The 16,858-nt window shown below is 43.6% G+C and carries 19 protein-coding genes; 11 read left to right on the top strand and 8 right to left on the bottom strand.

From position 1 onward, the window contains the following. Positions 1-463 precede the first annotated feature (463 nt). Complete coding sequence (locus IQ276_RS18640; protein WP_193922376.1) at positions 464-2,488, top strand: WD40 repeat domain-containing protein; 2,025 nt, start codon at positions 464-466, stop codon at positions 2,486-2,488. Positions 2,489-2,741: 253 nt separating this feature from the next. Here the strand turns inward: IQ276_RS18640 and IQ276_RS18635 are convergent, their stop codons facing one another. Further along, positions 2,742-3,065 carry a hypothetical protein gene (locus IQ276_RS18635; RefSeq protein WP_228043438.1) on the bottom strand — a complete coding sequence of 108 codons (324 nt, stop codon included), beginning with the start codon at positions 3,063-3,065 and terminating at the stop codon, positions 2,742-2,744. A 238-nt stretch (positions 3,066-3,303) separates the two neighbouring features. Here IQ276_RS18635 and IQ276_RS18630 point away from each other — a divergent pair, with 238 nt between their 5' ends. Further along, positions 3,304-3,789 (top strand): CRR6 family NdhI maturation factor, encoded by a 486-nt coding sequence (locus IQ276_RS18630; RefSeq protein WP_193922374.1) that lies wholly within the window; start codon positions 3,304-3,306, stop codon positions 3,787-3,789. 374 nt (positions 3,790-4,163) lie between these two features. Here IQ276_RS18630 and IQ276_RS18625 read toward each other — a convergent pair whose 3' ends face one another. Continuing rightward, on the bottom strand, positions 4,164-5,126 hold the full coding sequence (locus IQ276_RS18625; RefSeq protein WP_193925620.1) for a glycosyltransferase family 9 protein: 963 nt from the start codon (positions 5,124-5,126) through the stop codon (positions 4,164-4,166). A gap of 69 nt (positions 5,127-5,195) precedes the next feature. On the opposite strand from IQ276_RS18625, the gene ispD reads away from it, so the two are divergent. The 4 genes from ispD (at position 5,196) to IQ276_RS18605 (ending at position 7,222) form a co-directional block, all read left to right on the top strand. Then, the gene (gene ispD / locus IQ276_RS18620; RefSeq protein WP_193925618.1) at positions 5,196-5,879 is read left to right on the top strand and encodes a 2-C-methyl-D-erythritol 4-phosphate cytidylyltransferase; all 684 of its coding nucleotides are present in this window, start codon (positions 5,196-5,198) and stop codon (positions 5,877-5,879) included. Positions 5,880-6,113: 234 nt separating this feature from the next. Next, positions 6,114-6,656 carry an SMC-Scp complex subunit ScpB gene (gene scpB, locus IQ276_RS18615; RefSeq protein WP_190876828.1) on the top strand — a complete coding sequence of 181 codons (543 nt, stop codon included), beginning with the start codon at positions 6,114-6,116 and terminating at the stop codon, positions 6,654-6,656. 94 nt (positions 6,657-6,750) lie between these two features. After that, a complete protein-coding gene (locus IQ276_RS18610; RefSeq protein ID WP_235115775.1) occupies positions 6,751-6,894 on the top strand; it encodes a hypothetical protein in 144 nt (47 codons plus the stop codon). Continuing rightward, positions 6,884-7,222: a DUF760 domain-containing protein gene (locus IQ276_RS18605; protein ID WP_073638899.1), complete on the top strand. Its 339-nt coding sequence runs from the start codon at positions 6,884-6,886 to the stop codon at positions 7,220-7,222. The genes IQ276_RS18610 and IQ276_RS18605 overlap by 11 nt, the downstream gene beginning before the upstream one ends. Before the next feature lie 127 nt (positions 7,223-7,349). Here the strand turns inward: IQ276_RS18605 and IQ276_RS18600 are convergent, their stop codons facing one another. After that, positions 7,350-8,555 (bottom strand): HhoA/HhoB/HtrA family serine endopeptidase, encoded by a 1,206-nt coding sequence (locus IQ276_RS18600; RefSeq protein WP_235115774.1) that lies wholly within the window; start codon positions 8,553-8,555, stop codon positions 7,350-7,352. Positions 8,556-8,844: 289 nt separating this feature from the next. Between IQ276_RS18600 and IQ276_RS18595 the strand changes: the two genes are divergently transcribed. Continuing rightward, positions 8,845-9,762, top strand: a complete 918-nt coding sequence (locus IQ276_RS18595; protein WP_193923424.1) for a LysM peptidoglycan-binding domain-containing M23 family metallopeptidase — start codon at positions 8,845-8,847, stop codon at positions 9,760-9,762. 68 nt (positions 9,763-9,830) lie between these two features. Here IQ276_RS18595 and IQ276_RS18590 read toward each other — a convergent pair whose 3' ends face one another. From IQ276_RS18590 to IQ276_RS18580, 3 genes are all read right to left on the bottom strand, one after another. Then, positions 9,831-10,865 (bottom strand): cysteine hydrolase family protein, encoded by a 1,035-nt coding sequence (locus IQ276_RS18590; RefSeq protein WP_193923432.1) that lies wholly within the window; start codon positions 10,863-10,865, stop codon positions 9,831-9,833. Positions 10,866-11,062: 197 nt separating this feature from the next. After that, positions 11,063-11,347, bottom strand: coding sequence for a type II toxin-antitoxin system RelE/ParE family toxin (locus IQ276_RS18585; protein ID WP_190876818.1), 285 nt, complete (start codon positions 11,345-11,347; stop codon positions 11,063-11,065). Then, positions 11,344-11,562, bottom strand: a complete 219-nt coding sequence (locus IQ276_RS18580) for a hypothetical protein (RefSeq protein WP_190876816.1) — start codon at positions 11,560-11,562, stop codon at positions 11,344-11,346. The genes IQ276_RS18585 and IQ276_RS18580 overlap by 4 nt, the downstream gene beginning before the upstream one ends. A gap of 275 nt (positions 11,563-11,837) precedes the next feature. Here IQ276_RS18580 and ispG point away from each other — a divergent pair, with 275 nt between their 5' ends. The 3 genes from ispG to IQ276_RS18565 all read left to right on the top strand — a co-directional run bounded on the left by ispG (position 11,838) and on the right by IQ276_RS18565 (position 14,749). After that, positions 11,838-13,064 carry a (E)-4-hydroxy-3-methylbut-2-enyl-diphosphate synthase gene (ispG, locus tag IQ276_RS18575; RefSeq protein WP_193923433.1) on the top strand — a complete coding sequence of 409 codons (1,227 nt, stop codon included), beginning with the start codon at positions 11,838-11,840 and terminating at the stop codon, positions 13,062-13,064. A 271-nt stretch (positions 13,065-13,335) separates the two neighbouring features. Beyond that, complete coding sequence (ctpC, locus tag IQ276_RS18570) at positions 13,336-14,622, top strand: carboxyl-terminal processing protease CtpC (protein WP_193925911.1); 1,287 nt, start codon at positions 13,336-13,338, stop codon at positions 14,620-14,622. After that, positions 14,588-14,749 carry a hypothetical protein gene (locus IQ276_RS18565; protein ID WP_235115773.1) on the top strand — a complete coding sequence of 54 codons (162 nt, stop codon included), beginning with the start codon at positions 14,588-14,590 and terminating at the stop codon, positions 14,747-14,749. The genes ctpC and IQ276_RS18565 overlap by 35 nt, the downstream gene beginning before the upstream one ends. Positions 14,750-14,799: 50 nt before the next feature. Here IQ276_RS18565 and IQ276_RS18560 read toward each other — a convergent pair whose 3' ends face one another. Further along, positions 14,800-14,985 carry a DDE transposase family protein gene (locus IQ276_RS18560; RefSeq protein WP_190876809.1) on the bottom strand — a complete coding sequence of 62 codons (186 nt, stop codon included), beginning with the start codon at positions 14,983-14,985 and terminating at the stop codon, positions 14,800-14,802. 89 nt (positions 14,986-15,074) lie between these two features. Between IQ276_RS18560 and IQ276_RS18555 the strand changes: the two genes are divergently transcribed. Beyond that, on the top strand, positions 15,075-15,860 hold the full coding sequence (locus IQ276_RS18555; RefSeq protein WP_193914747.1) for a DUF4058 family protein: 786 nt from the start codon (positions 15,075-15,077) through the stop codon (positions 15,858-15,860). A gap of 30 nt (positions 15,861-15,890) precedes the next feature. Here the strand turns inward: IQ276_RS18555 and IQ276_RS18550 are convergent, their stop codons facing one another. Continuing rightward, a complete protein-coding gene (locus IQ276_RS18550; protein ID WP_190876806.1) occupies positions 15,891-16,787 on the bottom strand; it encodes a prohibitin family protein in 897 nt (298 codons plus the stop codon). Positions 16,788-16,858: the final 71 nt, after the last annotated feature.

Raw genomic sequence — 16,858 nt, 5'->3', positions numbered from 1 at the left:
TTGTCCAACTTCAGAAAATCAAATCGCCTTGCTCCCATATACAACTGCGCTCGCTGCTGTTACATACGCAGATATTCTGGGTGGAGAAGCACAAAAGTTTTTCTCAACTATTTAATTCTCTTGATGGCTACTTGACAATCTTAACTTGTCGCTAGTGAATAAGGGAGCGGCAGCATTACACGTTCTGTCTCAAAAGTGTAACTACTGACTATGAAGGATATATTTGCTATCAAATCTGGAAAGCGGCAATTATTTTATGTAGTTTTAAAAGGGTAGTCCGGCAAAACTGAGATATATCCAAAGGTTAATGGATTGATTACAAACAAATAAAAAACTCAATTGACTATAAGGAGTAATGCCAGTGGTAATACTATTAGCACTAGTGATAATGTGACTCATAACCAGTCGAAGGCTACTAAGCCATAACATTACTTAAACTAATTAATCAAAAAAGTAACGACTTATGCCAGACAAAGAAAACGTCATTGCTCATGGAGAGCAAAGGATAGCATTACAAGCAGAGAATAATAAAAAGTGCTTGTTCAGGCTTTTAACAATAGGATTAGGAGCAAGTTTTGTAATTACAACAAATACAACAGGATTTGCAGCTTATCAGTCGCAAATTGTACAACGAGAGAAAATAGAACAAACTGCCATCACAGCAAAAAATCAGCTATCAAATTATCCGTTAAAAGGTTTGATCACTGCAATTAGTCTTGTAGGACAAAGCCATAATCTCTTCCTCAATTTTCCCAATCAATTATTTCCCCAATCGATAAAAGACAGCTTGTTTAGTGCAGTTGAGATTAGCCGAGAAAAAAATCTCGTCAGAGGTCATCAAGGTCCTGTACTTTCTGTAGCAATAAGTACAGATGGAAAAACAATCCTTAGTGGGGGTGATGATGGCACAGTCAGGTTGTGGAATAGAAAGGGTCAGCCCCTGGGTGAACCTTTTAAAGGTCATATGACTTCCGTCTTTTCTGTAGCAATAAGTGCAAATTTAGAAACAATAGTTAGTGGAAGTACAGATGGCACAGTTAGGTTGTGGAACAGGAAGGGTCAGTCTCTGGGTGAACCTTTTGAAGGTGAGCAAGGTACTGTTGTAAACTCTGTAGCAATAAGTACGGATGGAGAAACAATCCTTAGTGGAGGTTCCGCTGGCACAGTTAGGTTGTGGGACAGGAAGGGTCAGCCTCTGGGTGAACCTTTTAAAGGTCATCAAGGTTCCATAAACTCTGTAGCAATAAGTACGGATGGAGAAACAATCCTTAGTGGGGGTGATGATGGCACAGTCAGGTTGTGGAACAGGAAGGGTCAGCCTCTGGGTGAACCTTTTAAAGGTCATCAAGGTTCTATATTTTCTGTAGCAATAAGTACGGATGGGGAAACAATTATCAGTGGGGGTTTAGATGGCACAGTCAGGTTGTGGAACAGGAAGGGTCAGCCTCTGGGTGAACCTTTTAAAGGCCATCAAGGTTTCGTAAGCTCTGTAGCAATAACTACAGATGGAGAAACAATCCTTAGCGGGAGCGAAGATGGCACAGTCAGGTTGTGGAACAGGAAGGGTCAGCCCCTGGGTAAACCTTTTGAAGGCGAGCCAAGTCGTGTATATTCTGTAGCAATAAGCACTGATGGGCAAACAATTGCCAGTGGGGGTTATGATGGCGAAGATGGCATAGTCAGGTTGTGGAACAGGAAGGGTCAGCCCCTGAGTGAACCTTTAAAAAAACGTCAAACTTCCGTATCGTCTATAGCAATAAGCATAAATGGAGAAACAGTCATCAATGGGGGTGATGATGGCACAGTCAGGTTGTGGAACAGGAAGGGTCAGCCCCTGGGTGAACCTTTTAAAGGTCATCGAGGTTTCGTAAGTTCTGTAGCAATAAGCACAGATCAACAAACAATCATCAGTGGAGGTTATGATGGCACAGTCAGGTTGTGGAACAGAAACGGTCAGCCTTTGGGCGAACCTTTTAAAGGTGATCAAGGCTACATAACTTGTGTAGCCATAAGCACAGACAATCAAACGATCCTGAGCGGAGGTTATGATGGCACAGTCAGGTTGTGGAACAGGAAGGGGCAGCCTCTGGGCGAACCTTTTAAAGTCTATAAAAATTACGCAAACTCTGTAGCAATAAGCATAGATGGACAAACAATTCTCACCGGGGGCTTAGATGGCACAGTCAGGTTGTGGAACAGGAAGGGCCAGCCTCTGGGTGAACCTTTTAAAGGTCATCAAGGTTCCGTAAGCTCTATAGCAATAAGCACAGATGGACAAACAATCCTTAGTGGAGGTTCAGATGGCACAGTCAGGTTATGGAACAGGAAGGGTCAGCTCCTGAGTGAACCTTTTAAAGGTGATCAAGGTTCCATAATATTTGTAGCAATAAGTACTGATGATCAAACAATCATCAGTGGGGGTTATGATGGCTATGATAGTACAGTCAGGTTGTGGAACAGGAAGGGTCAGCTCCTGGGCAACCTTTAAAAAGCCATCAACTTTCCGTAAAGTTTATAACAATAAGCACGGCTAGATAAACAATTTTTAGTGGGGGTTATTATGGTGTCGGTTAACAAATTGCTCGTCGCTTTAACAAATTGATGTTATGAAAATATAAAAGCATACGATGTAAGCTTTTTACCTGTTGATATAATCATAAATTTGCGCCTTGTCAGGAATACTAAAAAAAATTACAACTCCTTAAGCAGGCTTGATTTTAGCAGTTTTTCAAAGGACGACATTAATCTGTTAAAGCGACAAACAATGTGTTAACTGACACTTCTACTTCCAGGCAACGCAACACATCTGTTAAATACTGTATTTTTCGATACACTAAACTCAATACTATTGCTGCCATCACTGGTAGGGTTAGTACGCGTAGGCTTTGCCCGCCGAAGGCATCGCGTAAGCTACGCTCTTTGTCTTTTACATTTTTTAAATTGGCAAATGTCCCTGGAGTTAATAGCTCTATCAACCGTGATTCGATCTCTCCACTTGTTGGGGTTGGGCAAGTTACCCGATGTCGAAAGTCTGGATTTCCTTGTTTTTTCCGTGGCTTTGTCATGGCTATTCTCAACACCCTTGTGTTGAGTTTAACCATTGAATCTTACCCACTTGACAAGACTCTATTTTTCTTAACTTGACACCAATGGCAAGATGCCCACCCCACAAATAGTAGTAATTTATTTGTTGGAGTTTCCTTATTCAAGACCTTGCAGCCTAGCAATCTGACAGCAAACGTAGCGTCAACGGCTCAAAACTGCTACTGTGGATTCTCGATCCTACAGTTGAGCATAAAGAAAGTGGCTGCTGAGTCAAAAACAATTGCGATCGCACTCAATAATGACTTGATTAACAATTTAGATCTGTCGCCTGCGTCAGTAGTGATTGAACAACTGCTGGAAGATGGGGTCGCATCCCACGAACAGCAGCTAAGCTTTGATATCAATTACGACAAAGAACCTGACGATCCACGGGAACTCTCAGAAATTCCAGAGATTCGGCTGTGGTTTGTGCGTCTAGATGCTAAATACCCTTGGTTACCATTTTTACTAGATTGGAAAACTGGAGAATTTGCTCGCTATACCGCCATGTTAGTACCACACCAGTTCAGTTCTCAAGAGGGCATTCAGTATAATCCTGAAGCTTTAGAGATATTTTTGATGCACAAAATTTTTATCTTGAGTGATTGGTTCAAACAGCAAGGCATTCCCAGCTTATCCCGGCTCAAATCTATGGCTCAAATGCTGGGTTATGAATTAGACGATGCTTTTTTTGAGATATTTTGAAGAAGATGCAGAAGTCAGAAGTCAGAATTCAGAATTCAGAAGTCAGAATTCAGAATTTATAGCAACAGCTACGGTGCTTAGGACATCAACAGATGATAAAACTCAGACACAAAAAGACTTTTCACCCAGTCCCCAATCCCCAGTCCCCAGTCCCCAGTCCCTTGCTATAGCAATGGTTGAAGTGGGGGATTGAGCAAAAAGCCGCATCCTACTAATATTGGGTATTCCTAACCATCGGCTGGGAATACCCAATATCTTAAGGCTTCACCTGAAGTTGATACAGATGATAGATGCACGGGTTCTACGTAAGTAGTCGGTTACAATTCTCCACTGAATTGATTCTGAATTCTGTGTTCTGAATTCTGTATTCTTCTTCAACCACCCCAAATTTTCTCCAAAACAGCGTTTGGTGAAATATCTGCCGTTTTGCCCGTAGGGGATTTAATGGCCAGGAATTTATCGTTTTTCGGCAACGACTTAGCTGGATCAGTGGGGCCAAACAAGGCAATAGTGTAAGTTTGTACTGCAACACTGAGTTGTAGTGCCGCACTGTCAGTAGACAACATCAAATTTGCCCCGGCAATCATGGCAGTTAACTTGCCAATATCATTTGGGGCAGTTACTTTGATATCTGGAGAAGACTCCAGTAGCGATCGCACAAACTGATCATCCTCAGCCCCCTTAATTACCACCACAGGCAGATCCGGCTGCTTGTATTGGAAATCTTGGATAATTTGCCGCCAACTTTGAACAGGATAAATTTTATCCTGTTCTTTAGCTTGAAATAACTGCTCAGAACGGCCATGATGAATCAAGACATAGCCTGTTTCATGTATTCCTAAGCGTTTTTGTTCTTTTTGTGCCCACTCAATATCTGGTTTTGGCACATTTACAGCTAACTCTGGTACAGGAGTATTGATACCCAATGGTTGCAGCAAGTCGTGATATGCTGCCGCCGCATACTGTGATGCTTTAAATGGCACAGCGTGGGTCAGAAAAACCGAACCTTTGCCTTTGTAGCCAATACGTATGGGAATTCCCGTCAACCAGAGCAAAAGACCAAGCAACCAAATTTGCTTAACAGCAATGACAACATCGTATTCGCGATCGCGAATTGTGCCCACCAGGTTGCCCCAATCTGCCAGACTGTTACGGTCTTTGAAATCAAAAGCCAGTACCTCGTGAACTGACTTGCTAACCTGGTAGGCCGCCTTTGCTTGGGGTTCAACAACGACATCTATCTGAGCGTTTGGGTAATAGCGCTTCAGGTCATCTAGAGTCGGAAAGAAGAGAATTTGGTCGCCAATTCCGCCAGGTACAAGGGCTACTACTCGCATAATATTTATTGACGCTTACTCGCTCCCTATTTTAGGGGAAAATATATAGCTTAAAGATTGAGGAATTCTGTGTATTTACTAATTCCAGCTGCGGGAATCGGAAAAAGGATGGGGAGTAACCGCAATAAACTCCTGCTTCAGGTGCGATCGCAACCAATTATTGCTTGGACTTTATTAGCCGCCCAAGCGGCCAGTAAAATCAGTTGGATCGGAATTATTTCCCAACCCACTGACTGGCCTGATTTTAAGGCAATTCTCGCCGATTTGAAACTAACTAAACCAGTAGAATTGATTCCAGGCGGCTCCACCCGCCAAGAATCTGTTTACAACGGCTTACAAGCCCTACCAGCCAATGCAGAACAAGTTTTGATTCACGACGGAGCCAGGTGTCTAGTCACGCCAGATTTATTTAACTCTTGTGCCCAAGCCATTGGCCAATGTCGTGGTTTAATTGCTGCGGTGCCCGTCAAAGACACCATCAAAGTCGTTGATGGACAAGGAATAATTCAAAGTACACCCGACAGACAACAACTGTGGGCAGCACAAACGCCCCAAGGATTCGATGTCAAATTGTTGAAGCAGTGTCATGCTGAAGGTGTCCGTCAAGGCTGGGAAGTAACAGACGATGCGGCTTTGTTTGAAAGATGCGGCATTCAAGTCAGAATTGTCGAAGGGGAAGAGACAAATTTAAAAGTTACCACCCCACAAGATTTAGCGATCGCAGAATTTATCCTTACGAGCAGAGGTCTTTGAGGGGACTGGGGAGATGAGGGAGATGAGGGAGATGAGGGAGATGAGGGAGTGAGGGATGAGAATTGATAACCAATCCCCAATCCCCAATCCCCAGTCCCCAATCCCCAATTTTGAAATTATCAAAACATTTTTGACATTTTAGGATATAATCCCAGAGACTTATTGATTATTAGTTGTCAATCCAAAATCCAAAATCTAAAATCCAAAATTGTTTGACCAATGACTAACCACTAAATGATTACAGCCACAGCGACTAAGATAGAAGCAATTCTCTATTTAAAGGGTAAACCCTTGTCGCTCGGCGAAATCGCCGAGTATGCCGCTTGCGATCGCGCCACTGTTAAGGAAGGCATCATTGAACTAATGGACAACTATGCCCACCGAGATAGCGCCCTAGAAGTAGTAGAAACCCCAGATGGTTACAGTTTGCAACTTAGGTCTGATTTTCATGATTTAGTGCAAACAATGATACCAGTAGAATTGGGTGTAGGTGCATTGCGAACTTTGGCAGCGATCGCTCTCAATAATCCCATACTCCAGAGCGACTTAATTAACTTGCGGGGTTCAGGAGTATATCAGCACGTTCCGGAACTCGTTGAACTTGGTTTCGTTCGCAAGCGGCGAGACAGCGATTCTCGCTCCTACTCGCTGCAAGTAACCCCGAAATTTCATCAATATTTCCAAATCGAAGAACTTCCGCAAATACTTGCCACCAACCAGAAGGAAGAACAATTAGAACTAGAACTAGAACTGAAGGGAGTGGGGAGTAGGGAATAGGGAATGGGGTATGGGGCATGGGGAAAATGAGGGAGATGAGTGAGCAGGGGAGGCAGGGGAGGCAGGGGGAGAAATAACTAATGCCCAATGCCCAATGCCCAATGCCCAATGCCCAATGCCCACTCCCCACTCCCCACTCCCCTTTATGACTTATACCCGTGGTGAATGCGCTACCCTTGTACTATGGTTTAGAGTAGAGTTAGCAATTAAGCTAAATAAAACTGCCAATGGTGTTTAATCCTGACTTTTTGAATGACAACTCTGAGGAACACCCTAATCAACTTCTTTCGGATCATTCTGAAGAATACCCCAATCAATTACTCAAATATCTACAACATCAGTCTCCTGATGTTCTAGCCCGGGTCGCCCAGTCTGTCAGCCCTGAAATTAAACAAATCATCTCGCAAAATGTCCAAGGGCTAGTAGGAATGCTCCCGGCAGAAAATTTCAATGTACAAATTACAACAGATCGGGAGAACCTAGCTGGGCTTCTCGCATCGGCCATGATGACGGGTTATTTTCTGCGTCAGATGGAACAAAGGATGCAGTTAGAACAAAAGTTATGAGTGATGAGTTGAGAGTTGAGAATTATCAGTTATGAGTTAGGAGTTGCGGGAAATTTTTAACTTCTAACTCCTAACTCCTCACTCCTCACTCTTGTACAGACGCGATTAATCGCGTCTGTACTCCTAACTATTTTTTGGGGTAAGTTCCTGATTGCACTTTGAAGGTTTGAATTTTACCGCTGCGGTTGACTTCCATCGCTAAAATATCCCCGACTTTGCTGGACTCTACCAGCTTCTGTACTTGGGCTGAGGTTTTGACTGGCTGACCGTTGACTTTTTGAATCACGTCTCCAGGAAGAAGTCCTCCCCGCTTGGCTGGAGAGTCCTCTGTTACTCCTTTAATCACAACCCCCACTTCCTGCTGAATATTCAGCTGATTTTCTTGATTAATCTGCTGCTTTCTGCTAGGAGAAAGGTCTGCCATGTCAATACCCAAGAAGGGATGTTCTACACGCCCTTTGGTAAAAAGTTCATTGGCAATGCGGGCGGCGGTTTCAATGGGAATGGCAAAGCCGAGTCCTTGAGCATCAGCGCGGATGGCAGTGTTAATACCAATCACTTCGCCTTGAGCGTTTAACAAAGGGCCGCCGGAATTGCCGGGGTTAATTGCAGCATCAGTTTGGATGAAAGTAACTCGCTTATCTGGGACACCAACTTGAGCGCTAGTGCGGTCTGTAGCGCTGATGATGCCAATGGTGACAGTGTTATCTAAACCCAGAGGATTGCCAATAGCGATCGCCCACTGTCCTGGTATCAAGTTTTGGGAATTTCCCAGCTTCACCGTCGGTAGATGATTCGCTTTGATTTTCACTACCGCCACATCAGTCATCGAATCAACTCCCACCACCTTACCCTCTAAAGTCCGACCATCCTTGAGGGTAACTAGTACCGTATCTGTATCGGCTACTACATGAGCGTTGGTAAGTAATTGTCCATCTTCGCTCAAAATAAATCCCGATCCTGTACCGCGTTCAATGCGTTCTTGGGGAATTGGTTGCTCATCTTCTCCAAAGAATCGCCGCAAGAGGGGATTTTTCAAAGCATCAGAAATGGGATTGGCTACTTTGCGGGTGGCATTAATTCGCACCACAGCGGGGCCAACTTTCTGCACTGCCGTTGCAATAAAATTTACATTATCGCCCCCAGGAATCCCGATCGCTCCATTAGGAGAACTCGGAACCACTGATTCTGGAGGCAAAGCCATCGTTACATTTTTTAACTGTTGGAACGAGCGACTTTGTGGCAGCAGATAACGACTGCCAAACAAACCTGCACCACCGCCGATCACCAGTAAAAACAGATAAACGGCCAGTTGCTTTAAAGATAACTTCATAATCATTCTGCTCAAGGACAGCAATGCAGTTGCTAATTTCTAAGTGTAGTCAAGCTAACGGCAAGTGGACAGATCAATTTAGGAGGAATTGGGGAGTGGGGAGTGGGGAGTGGGGATTGGGGACTGGGAATTGGGGACTGGGAATTGGGGACTGGGGGAGATGAAGGAGACAAATTGCAACAAGCCTTTCCTCTTTCCCACGCCCCATTCCCTATTCCCCAGTCCCCAGTCCCCAATCCCTAAAATCTCCATCTAAAATCTAAAGTTAATGCGCTCTTGACTTGTATACATGACTTTACCTTTTCGTCAACTATTTCTCTGTAGCTTAGTTAGCGCCTTGGGCTTAGTATCCATACTGCCAAACTTGAACAGCGCCAGTGCTGCTGTAGGTGGTTGCCCAACTCCAGCCCTATCTCGCTTCCAACGCCATAAAGTAGTTCGTGGCGAAACTTTGGAGAGCATAGCGCAGCGCTATAATCTCATTCCTACAACTATTATCGGGATGAATCCAGCTTTGCAGAACAACGGGGCGATGCCTGCGGCGGGTTCCACCTACGCCACCGTTGGCAGTGTACTGCAAATTCCTCCCTACAATGGGATTGTAGTCGAAGTGCCTCGTGGCCAAACTTGGCGGCAAGTGGCGGCAAAATACAAGGTTCGTGCTGATAGCCTTTTTGAGGTGAATGGTTGCCAACAAGACCCCAGAATAGTGTTTGTTCCGGGGGTAAATTGGTCACCCGATGGTGTTGTCACTAAGTCCCCTGTGACTACTAATACAGGTACGCAAAACCGTGCGTCTCTGTCTGGATATCCCTTGCCAGAAGTGGTAACTGTGGCATTAGCTTATGGCTGGCAAATTAATCCTAGTACAGGTCAAGTTTTCTTCCATAGCGGCGTTGATTTGTTAGCACCAGTTGGTACAGATGTGCTAGCGATCGCACCTGGAACCGTAGCCTTTGCCAATGAGCAAGGTAGTTATGGCAAACTGGTCATCATTAACCACAGTGGCGGACTCCAAAGCCGCTACGCCCAACTTGACAGTATCAAAGTCAGTGTTGGTCAGCAAGTAAAAAAAGGGGATTTACTAGGAACCGTAGGCACCAGTGGAACACCAAGCGCCAGTCAACCCCATCTCCATTTTGAAGTGCGTTCTAGTTCATCTCTAGGTTGGGTAGCCCAAGATCCCAGGGGTTATTTGAAGAAATGAGGAAGTGGGGCATTGGGCATTGGTTATCTCCCGTGTCCCCTCATCCTCGCGTCCCCGCGTCTTCTTCACTACGGCCAATCCCCAATTTCAGTAGATTTCACGACGTGCATTCCTGCCTCTACAAATCTTGTAAACGCTGCATCTGCTTGTTCTGTGTAGTCCACAACACCAGGAACAACAACAGGGGAAGTGCAATCTTCTAGCAAATAGATTTTTTGAGCAAGGGTGGCATCTACCTGCTTAATTTCTGTTAATAAATCGTCAATTGTCCAGGCGACACAATGACTTTTAGCTTGACCACCAATAATTACAGCATCAAATTCTAAAAGTTGCTTAATTAACTGCGTGTTCTTTTGAGCAAGTGGACGGTTTTCAAAATCTTCTAAAACTTCTGGGCGTAAAATAGAATAGTTTTCTGTTAAAGGATTTTCGCCTTTAATTTCAAATTGGGTTTGATTTTGACGAGCAATACCGTGAAAAAAGATTGCTTCTTCTACTGATGAAACTAAAGCATGACCAATGCCACCCAGCATTGAATGATAAGGCCAAACTGTGAGGGGATATTTACCGTCTTGACTGAGTTGCTTAACGTAATGGTAAGCATGTTTTTCTAATAATTCGTAATTGCCATTAGTAACACTATCAGCAACTGCTGGGTTAACTTTCCAGATGCCTTGTTCGATATCTCCAGGAGTAATATTAGTAGCTGCCGGAGTGGGATGTTCTCCGGCGGCGTTCACCCAAAAGATGGGATGAAAAATTTGCGTTGCTGTGTGAGTATCTAAGGTGGGGACAATTTTTGTGATTAGTCCTAAGTTGCGATAGATAAATTCAGACAATCGTCGATTATCATCCACTGCCGCAGTAGCGGATTTTCCACCTACAAATAATTCAAATCCAGGAATGCAAAAGGTATTTTGGACATCAATTAATAGTAGGCAAATGCGGGTTTTATCTGAAGATGCAGGTTGAATATTGTGTTGTTTTGCCCAGGTTTCGGCTGCCGCTGCAAGTTCTTGGTAAGGTACGCGCCAGACTTCGCCGACTTTATCAGGGTCATAGTGCGAGGGAATTGGTAGTTGGGGTGTTGTTTGGGTATTCATAATTACAGTTGGATTTATTCTGTAATAACATCAATAATCTCAATCCCCAATTTTTCTAAGTCTAATGTTAGGGACTTGCAATGAAAAAAACATCCCATCCCTGCGGGACGCACTCGCGTTCGTAGGGTAGCACAGCTGTGCTACCCGAAAAATGTACAAATAATTTGGCATAATTTATTTTTTGGAAGTTCCTTACCCTAGTACACATCATCATGAGAACCTAAGGTTAGCAACAAAATTTCTTCCTCTGCTGATTCAGGATTTGTAACAAATTTAAATAAAATCCGATTGTGATAATCAATTGAAGATGAGTATCTACCGGATGAATCACCTTTTAGCTTGTGACTACGTAAACTGGGTTGAAAAGGATCTTCAGCGATTTGTTGTAATAGTTGCTCAATTTGAGAACGTAATTCAGGATTTTTCTTAACTACACGCTTAAAAGCACGAACAAAAGTCGGACTCCAAACTAAATTTTTCACTCATCCAACTCCGCCATCAAATCTGCAACTGAACCACGACGGACATTACCTTGAGCGTAATCACTCTCTGCTTGCGCGATTTCTTTTAATAAATCATCCCGTCGCTGTTGTTTAAGGCGTTTTTGGATAATATCCACAAGAATAGCCTGAGATTCTGGATCTAGTGCTTCTACCGCTTCTATGACTTTTTGGAATGTAGATGTTTTTTCTAGCATGGGAGTTCAAGCATTTGGTGATAAGTCTAATTTAGCTGGCGATCGCCTTCTGTTGTCCCCTCTACACCATCAACCTCACAGTTTTTCGCTCTAATGCATACTCTGTGATTGGTTAAGAGAATTTAAGGCGATCGCACCATAAGAGGCGAGCCTTTGTTTCTTTATTTTCTTTTTTGTAATTCCATTACCCAAAAATGCCCCTACTATGGCAATGTGGGAAACAGAGACTTATCAAATCTGATATTTTAGCTACAGCAAATTTGCCATTACAGGTTATGCAAACTCTGCCCACACTGGATACTGCAAATACTACATCAACTCAACCTACCTTTGATACAACTATCAAGCGGCGTCAAACCCGTCCTGTAAAGGTGGGAAATGTCACCATTGGGGGTGGCTACCCCGTTGTGGTGCAGTCGATGATTAATGAAGATACTCTTGATATTGATGGTTCCGTGGCTGCTATTCGTCGTCTCCACGAAATTGGCTGCGAAATTGTCCGTGTCACAGTGCCAAGTATGGCTCATGCCAAAGCTTTAGCAGAAATTAAACAAAAATTAATTAAAACTTACCAAGACGTGCCAGTTGTGGCTGATGTCCATCACAATGGCATGAAAATCGCTCTGGAAGTCTCCAAGCACATAGAGAAGGTGCGGATTAATCCGGGGTTGTATGTGTTTGAAAAGCCAAACTTTAATAGAAGCGAATATACTAAAGCCGAATTTGACGAAATTGGTGATAAAATCCGCGAAACCCTAGAACCTCTAGTAGTTTCTTTGCGCGATCAAGATAAATCGATGCGAATTGGGGTAAATCACGGTTCCCTCGCTGAGAGAATGCTATTTACCTACGGTGACACCCCTGAAGGAATGGTGGAATCAGCCATAGAATTCATCCGCATCTGTGAATCTTTGGACTTCCGCAACTTGGTAATTTCCATGAAAGCTTCACGAGTACCAGTGATGGTAGCCGCCTATCGCCTCATGGCCAAGCGCATGGATGAATTAGGTATGGATTATCCGCTACATTTAGGCGTTACCGAAGCCGGTGATGGCGAATATGGACGAATCAAATCCACCGCTGGGATTGCGACATTACTCGCTGATGGTATTGGCGACACAATTCGTGTCTCACTGACAGAAGCACCAGAAAAAGAAATTCCCGTTTGCTACAGCATTCTTCAAGCTTTGGGATTGCGGAAAACAATGGTGGAATATGTCGCCTGTCCTTCTTGTGGACGAACTTTGTTTAACTTAGAGGAAGTGCTACACAAAGTCCGGGAAGCCACTAAACACTTAACTGGTCTGGACATAGCAGTTATGGGCTGCATTGTCAATGGACCAGGAGAAATGGCAGATGCCGACTATGGTTATGTTGGCAAAACACCTGGTTACATTTCTTTATATCGTGGCAGAGAAGAAATTAAAAAAGTCCCAGAAGACAAAGGCGTAGAGGAATTAATCAATCTAATTAAGGCAGATGAACGCTGGGTAGAGCCGTAAGAGGTGTGGGGAGATGAGGGAGATGAGGAAGATGAGGCAGATGAGGAAGATGAGGGAGAATAACTCTTAACTCAGCAGTCCCCAGTCCCCAGCCCCCAGTCCCCAGTCCCCACTCCCCAATTCTTAAAACTTTTGTATAGATGACGACCAAGGTCGGCTGATTGTCAAGTATTTTGTTGAAATTAGAAATACATGCTTGACCTTTACAGTAATACCCTGTGTTAGATTGAGCATACTGACTATAAATTTTCCCTCTGACGCAGCTGTCATTATGGTGATTACAAAAAATAGGCTTGTTTTGGGTGCTACGGCAGTAACACTCTCCACGATCGCTGTTACTAGCCTTGGCATTCACTCACGAGGTCAGGCTTTATTCAAAGCAAGTCCGAAGGCATTAGTGGATGAAGTATGGCAAAATATATACCGCAATTACGTAGACGCTACTTTTAATCAGGTAGATTGGCAGGCTGTTCGTAACGAGTATGTGAAGAACAAGTCCTACAGTAATCAGCAGGAAGCTTATAAATCCATTCGGGAAATGCTCAAAAAGCTAGATGATCCCTACACCCGATTTATGGACCCAGAGGAATTCAAGAATATGCAAGTGGATACCTCTGGAGAATTAACAGGAATTGGTATCACAATCAGTCAGGATGAAAAAACGAAGCAACTGGTTGTAATTGCACCAATTGAAGATACGCCAGCCTTTAAAGCTGGTGTTTTAGCCAAAGATGTCATCCTCAAAATTGACGACAAAAGCACCAAGGGGATGGATACGAATCAGGCAGTATCTTTGATTCGAGGTGAAGCAGGAACCCAAGTCAGCCTAACGATTCAGCGAAACGGTCAGACAAAGCAATTTAATATCAAACGAGCGCGGATTGAAATTCATCCAGTTAAATTTTCTCAAAAGCAAACTCCAGCAGGTAACCTTGGCTACATTCGCCTGAATCAATTCAGCGCCAATGCTGGTAAAGAGATGCAAGCTGCTATAAAAGATTTAGAAAGCAAAAAGGTATCTGGATATATCCTCGATTTACGTGGTAATCCAGGCGGTTTATTGTTCTCCAGTATAGAAATTGCCCGGATGTGGTTGAATAAAGGCACAATCGTTTCTACCATTGACCGCCAAGGTGAGCGAGAACGAGAGGTGGCAAACGGGCGGGCGCTGACAAATAAACCGTTGGTGGTATTAGTGGATAAAGGTTCAGCCAGTGCCAGTGAAATACTCTCAGGAGCTTTGCAGGACAACAAGCGTGCAGTTTTAGTGGGTACTCAAACCTTCGGTAAGGGATTGGTGCAATCGGTACGTCCCCTAGAAGATGGTTCAGGTTTAGCAGTGACCATTGCAAAATACCACACGCCTAGCGATCGCGATATTAATAAGCATGGCATCGATCCAGATGTGAAGGTCGATTTAACTGATGCCCAGCGACAGGACTTGTGGCTCAACGAACGTGACAAACTCGCTACCCTAAAAGACCCCCAATTCGCTAAAGCAGTGGAAGTGATAGGTAAGCAACTTGCTGCTAAACGCACAGCCACAGCAGAAAAATAACCATACTCCTGTGGGTATGGGGTATGGGGCATTGGGCATAGGGCATAGGGGAGATGGGGGAGATGAGGGAGATGAGGGAGATGAGGGAGATGAGGGAGATGAGGGAGATGAGGGAGTGAGGGAGTGAGGGATAAGAATTAATAACCAATGCCCAATGCCCAATGCCCAATGCCCCACTCAAACTGGTTGGCACTTCCCAGTTCTAATTAGTCCGACACGATGGGCGATCGCTTCTTCTTGTGAACTATAAGGCCCCCACTGTTCTATAATCTCTGGATCGTCTTCCCCTATTTGGTCGCTGGAGACTATTTCGCAATAACCAGCAGAACGCTTGATAATATACCATTTTTGTGTGTTGTTCATACTGGAAGTGAAAATTTGGCTTTTTATAGTAAGAATTGTACAAAGCAGATTGCTAGGACATACATTAAGACTCTTGTTTTGTCAAGCTTATGCCTTCACCGTTTCCAGGGATGAACCCCTACCTAGAAAATCCTGAACTGTGGGCTGAAGTTCAGAGTTGGTTAGTTATTGCGATCGCAGATGCAATTGCTCCTCAACTACGACCGAAATATCGAGTGGCAGTCGAAAAAAGAGTATACCAAATGATAGATGAAAATTCTATTCTTATTGGTATTCCCGATGTGACCATAGGACGTTCTCTAACAAACACAGATAAAGAAAAATTTAATATTGCAGTAGCTTCACCACCTGCAAAACCAATAACTGTTAATCTTCCCATACCAGAAGAGGTGCGAGAAGGATACCTAGAGGTGCGGGAAGTTGGAACAGGGGAAGTTGTGGTTACAATTGAGGTTTTATCTCCAAAAAATAAGCGTTCTGGAGAAGGAAGAAAGGCATACGAAAGCAAGCGCCAGCAAATATTAAGTACCTTCACTCATCTGATTGAAATAGATTTGTTGCGTGGTGGCGAACCAATGCCAATCTTGGGTAATCAAATTAAGTCAGATTATCGGATTTTGGTAAGTCGCAGCGAATCTCGCCCCAAAGCAGAATTATATCCCTTTGGACTACAAGAGCAGATTCCAACTTTTTTGTTACCTCTAGGTCGGGGTGATACAGAACCGTTAGTAGATTTACAAGCATTGATACACGGAGTATACGAACGCGCCGGATTTGATTTGGCTGTAGACTACACTTGTGAACCAGTTCCGCCTTTTTTTGAAGCTGATGCAATTTGGGCGAATGAATTATTGCAACAGCAAGGATTACATTAAAAAAATTAACAGTTCAACACAAAATAAATTTTACGGCTTTGAGATTCCTGGTTCTGACTGGATCATAATAGGCACTCCACCTTTTTCAGAACCGATAATTACAATTTTAGAATTATTAGATTGAGCTAACTTTTCTGTGGCTTCAATTGCCCGTAATTGCAGCACTTGGTTGCTAAGTCCACCAGAGATAATTTTTTGGGAATCAGCTATACCTCGCGCTTCAATACGCTTTCGTTCTGCCTCTTGACGCTCTTTTTCTAAGACAAATTTCATCTGCTGATTTTCTTGCTCTGTTTTGAGTTTGTTTTGAATTGCAGCTTGTAAAGTATCAGGCATTTTAACGTTTCGTAAAAGAGCTTCCTCAACAATGAAACCCAAAGCAGGTATCTCCTGAGTGAGTTGTTGGTCAATTTTTTGGGCGATTTCTTGGCGTTTGGTAGAGTAAATAGCACTGGCTGGGTAGTTTGCCGTGATGGCACGAACAGTAGAGCGGAATCGGGAAATCACCAGTTGTGTTTCGTCAGTTCCAATTGTTTTATATACTGTAGCCGCCTTCTGGGGATCGAGCTTGTACTGAAGGCTGACATCAAGATTTAGGCTCAAACCTTCTTGGGATGTTGCATCTACGTTTTCCTTTATATCCTTAAGGCGAGTGGAAAAATTCAGCACCTTGCTAAAAGGGTTAAGCAGGTGGACACCAGGGTTAAGAGTAGTTTCAGAAACCTCACCAAACAAGTTGACGACACCAATATTGCCTGGTGGGACAATCACCAAAAGCCTAGAAATAGAAGTTAGCAGTGCAATACTACCAATCAATATCGTAATTCCCCGTATTGCTAAACGTGACCTTTCGCCAGATATCCTACCTGTGTTTACATAAACGAGAATTGCAATCAGGTTAGTTAAAAGAGAGACTATAAAGCTCATGAGTTTTTCTGTGTGGTTAAGACGGATATACTTAATCACATAATTCCCAGAGACTTTTATGAAACTAATAC

The sequence above is a fragment of the Desmonostoc muscorum LEGE 12446 genome (assembly GCF_015207005.2).
GTDB lineage: Bacteria > Cyanobacteriota > Cyanobacteriia > Cyanobacteriales > Nostocaceae > Nostoc > Nostoc muscorum.
Note: the sequence above shows the minus strand (reverse complement) of the source record. Positions and strands in the feature narration are given on the sequence as shown.

Bases quoted from the DNA above. Each gene is read 5' to 3' on its own strand.
- ctpC (WP_193925911.1), top strand. From the start codon at position 13,336: ATGGTGATTACAAAAAATAGGCTTGTTTTGGGTGCTACGGCAGTAACA.
- IQ276_RS18635 (WP_228043438.1), bottom strand. From the start codon at position 3,065: ATGACAAAGCCACGGAAAAAACAAGGAAATCCAGACTTTCGACATCGG.
- IQ276_RS18610 (WP_235115775.1), top strand. From the start codon at position 6,751: ATGCCCAATGCCCAATGCCCAATGCCCACTCCCCACTCCCCACTCCCC.
- IQ276_RS18605 (WP_073638899.1), top strand. From the start codon at position 6,884: ATGGTGTTTAATCCTGACTTTTTGAATGACAACTCTGAGGAACACCCT.
- IQ276_RS18600 (WP_235115774.1), bottom strand. From the start codon at position 8,555: ATGAAGTTATCTTTAAAGCAACTGGCCGTTTATCTGTTTTTACTGGTG.
- scpB (WP_190876828.1), top strand. From the start codon at position 6,114: ATGATTACAGCCACAGCGACTAAGATAGAAGCAATTCTCTATTTAAAG.
- IQ276_RS18595 (WP_193923424.1), top strand. From the start codon at position 8,845: ATGACTTTACCTTTTCGTCAACTATTTCTCTGTAGCTTAGTTAGCGCC.
- IQ276_RS18580 (WP_190876816.1), bottom strand. From the start codon at position 11,562: ATGCTAGAAAAAACATCTACATTCCAAAAAGTCATAGAAGCGGTAGAA.
- IQ276_RS18560 (WP_190876809.1), bottom strand. From the start codon at position 14,985: ATGAACAACACACAAAAATGGTATATTATCAAGCGTTCTGCTGGTTAT.
- IQ276_RS18640 (WP_193922376.1), top strand. From the start codon at position 464: ATGCCAGACAAAGAAAACGTCATTGCTCATGGAGAGCAAAGGATAGCA.
- IQ276_RS18590 (WP_193923432.1), bottom strand. From the start codon at position 10,865: ATGAATACCCAAACAACACCCCAACTACCAATTCCCTCGCACTATGAC.
- ispG (WP_193923433.1), top strand. From the start codon at position 11,838: ATGCAAACTCTGCCCACACTGGATACTGCAAATACTACATCAACTCAA.
- IQ276_RS18625 (WP_193925620.1), bottom strand. From the start codon at position 5,126: ATGCGAGTAGTAGCCCTTGTACCTGGCGGAATTGGCGACCAAATTCTC.
- IQ276_RS18550 (WP_190876806.1), bottom strand. From the start codon at position 16,787: ATGAGCTTTATAGTCTCTCTTTTAACTAACCTGATTGCAATTCTCGTT.
- IQ276_RS18555 (WP_193914747.1), top strand. From the start codon at position 15,075: ATGCCTTCACCGTTTCCAGGGATGAACCCCTACCTAGAAAATCCTGAA.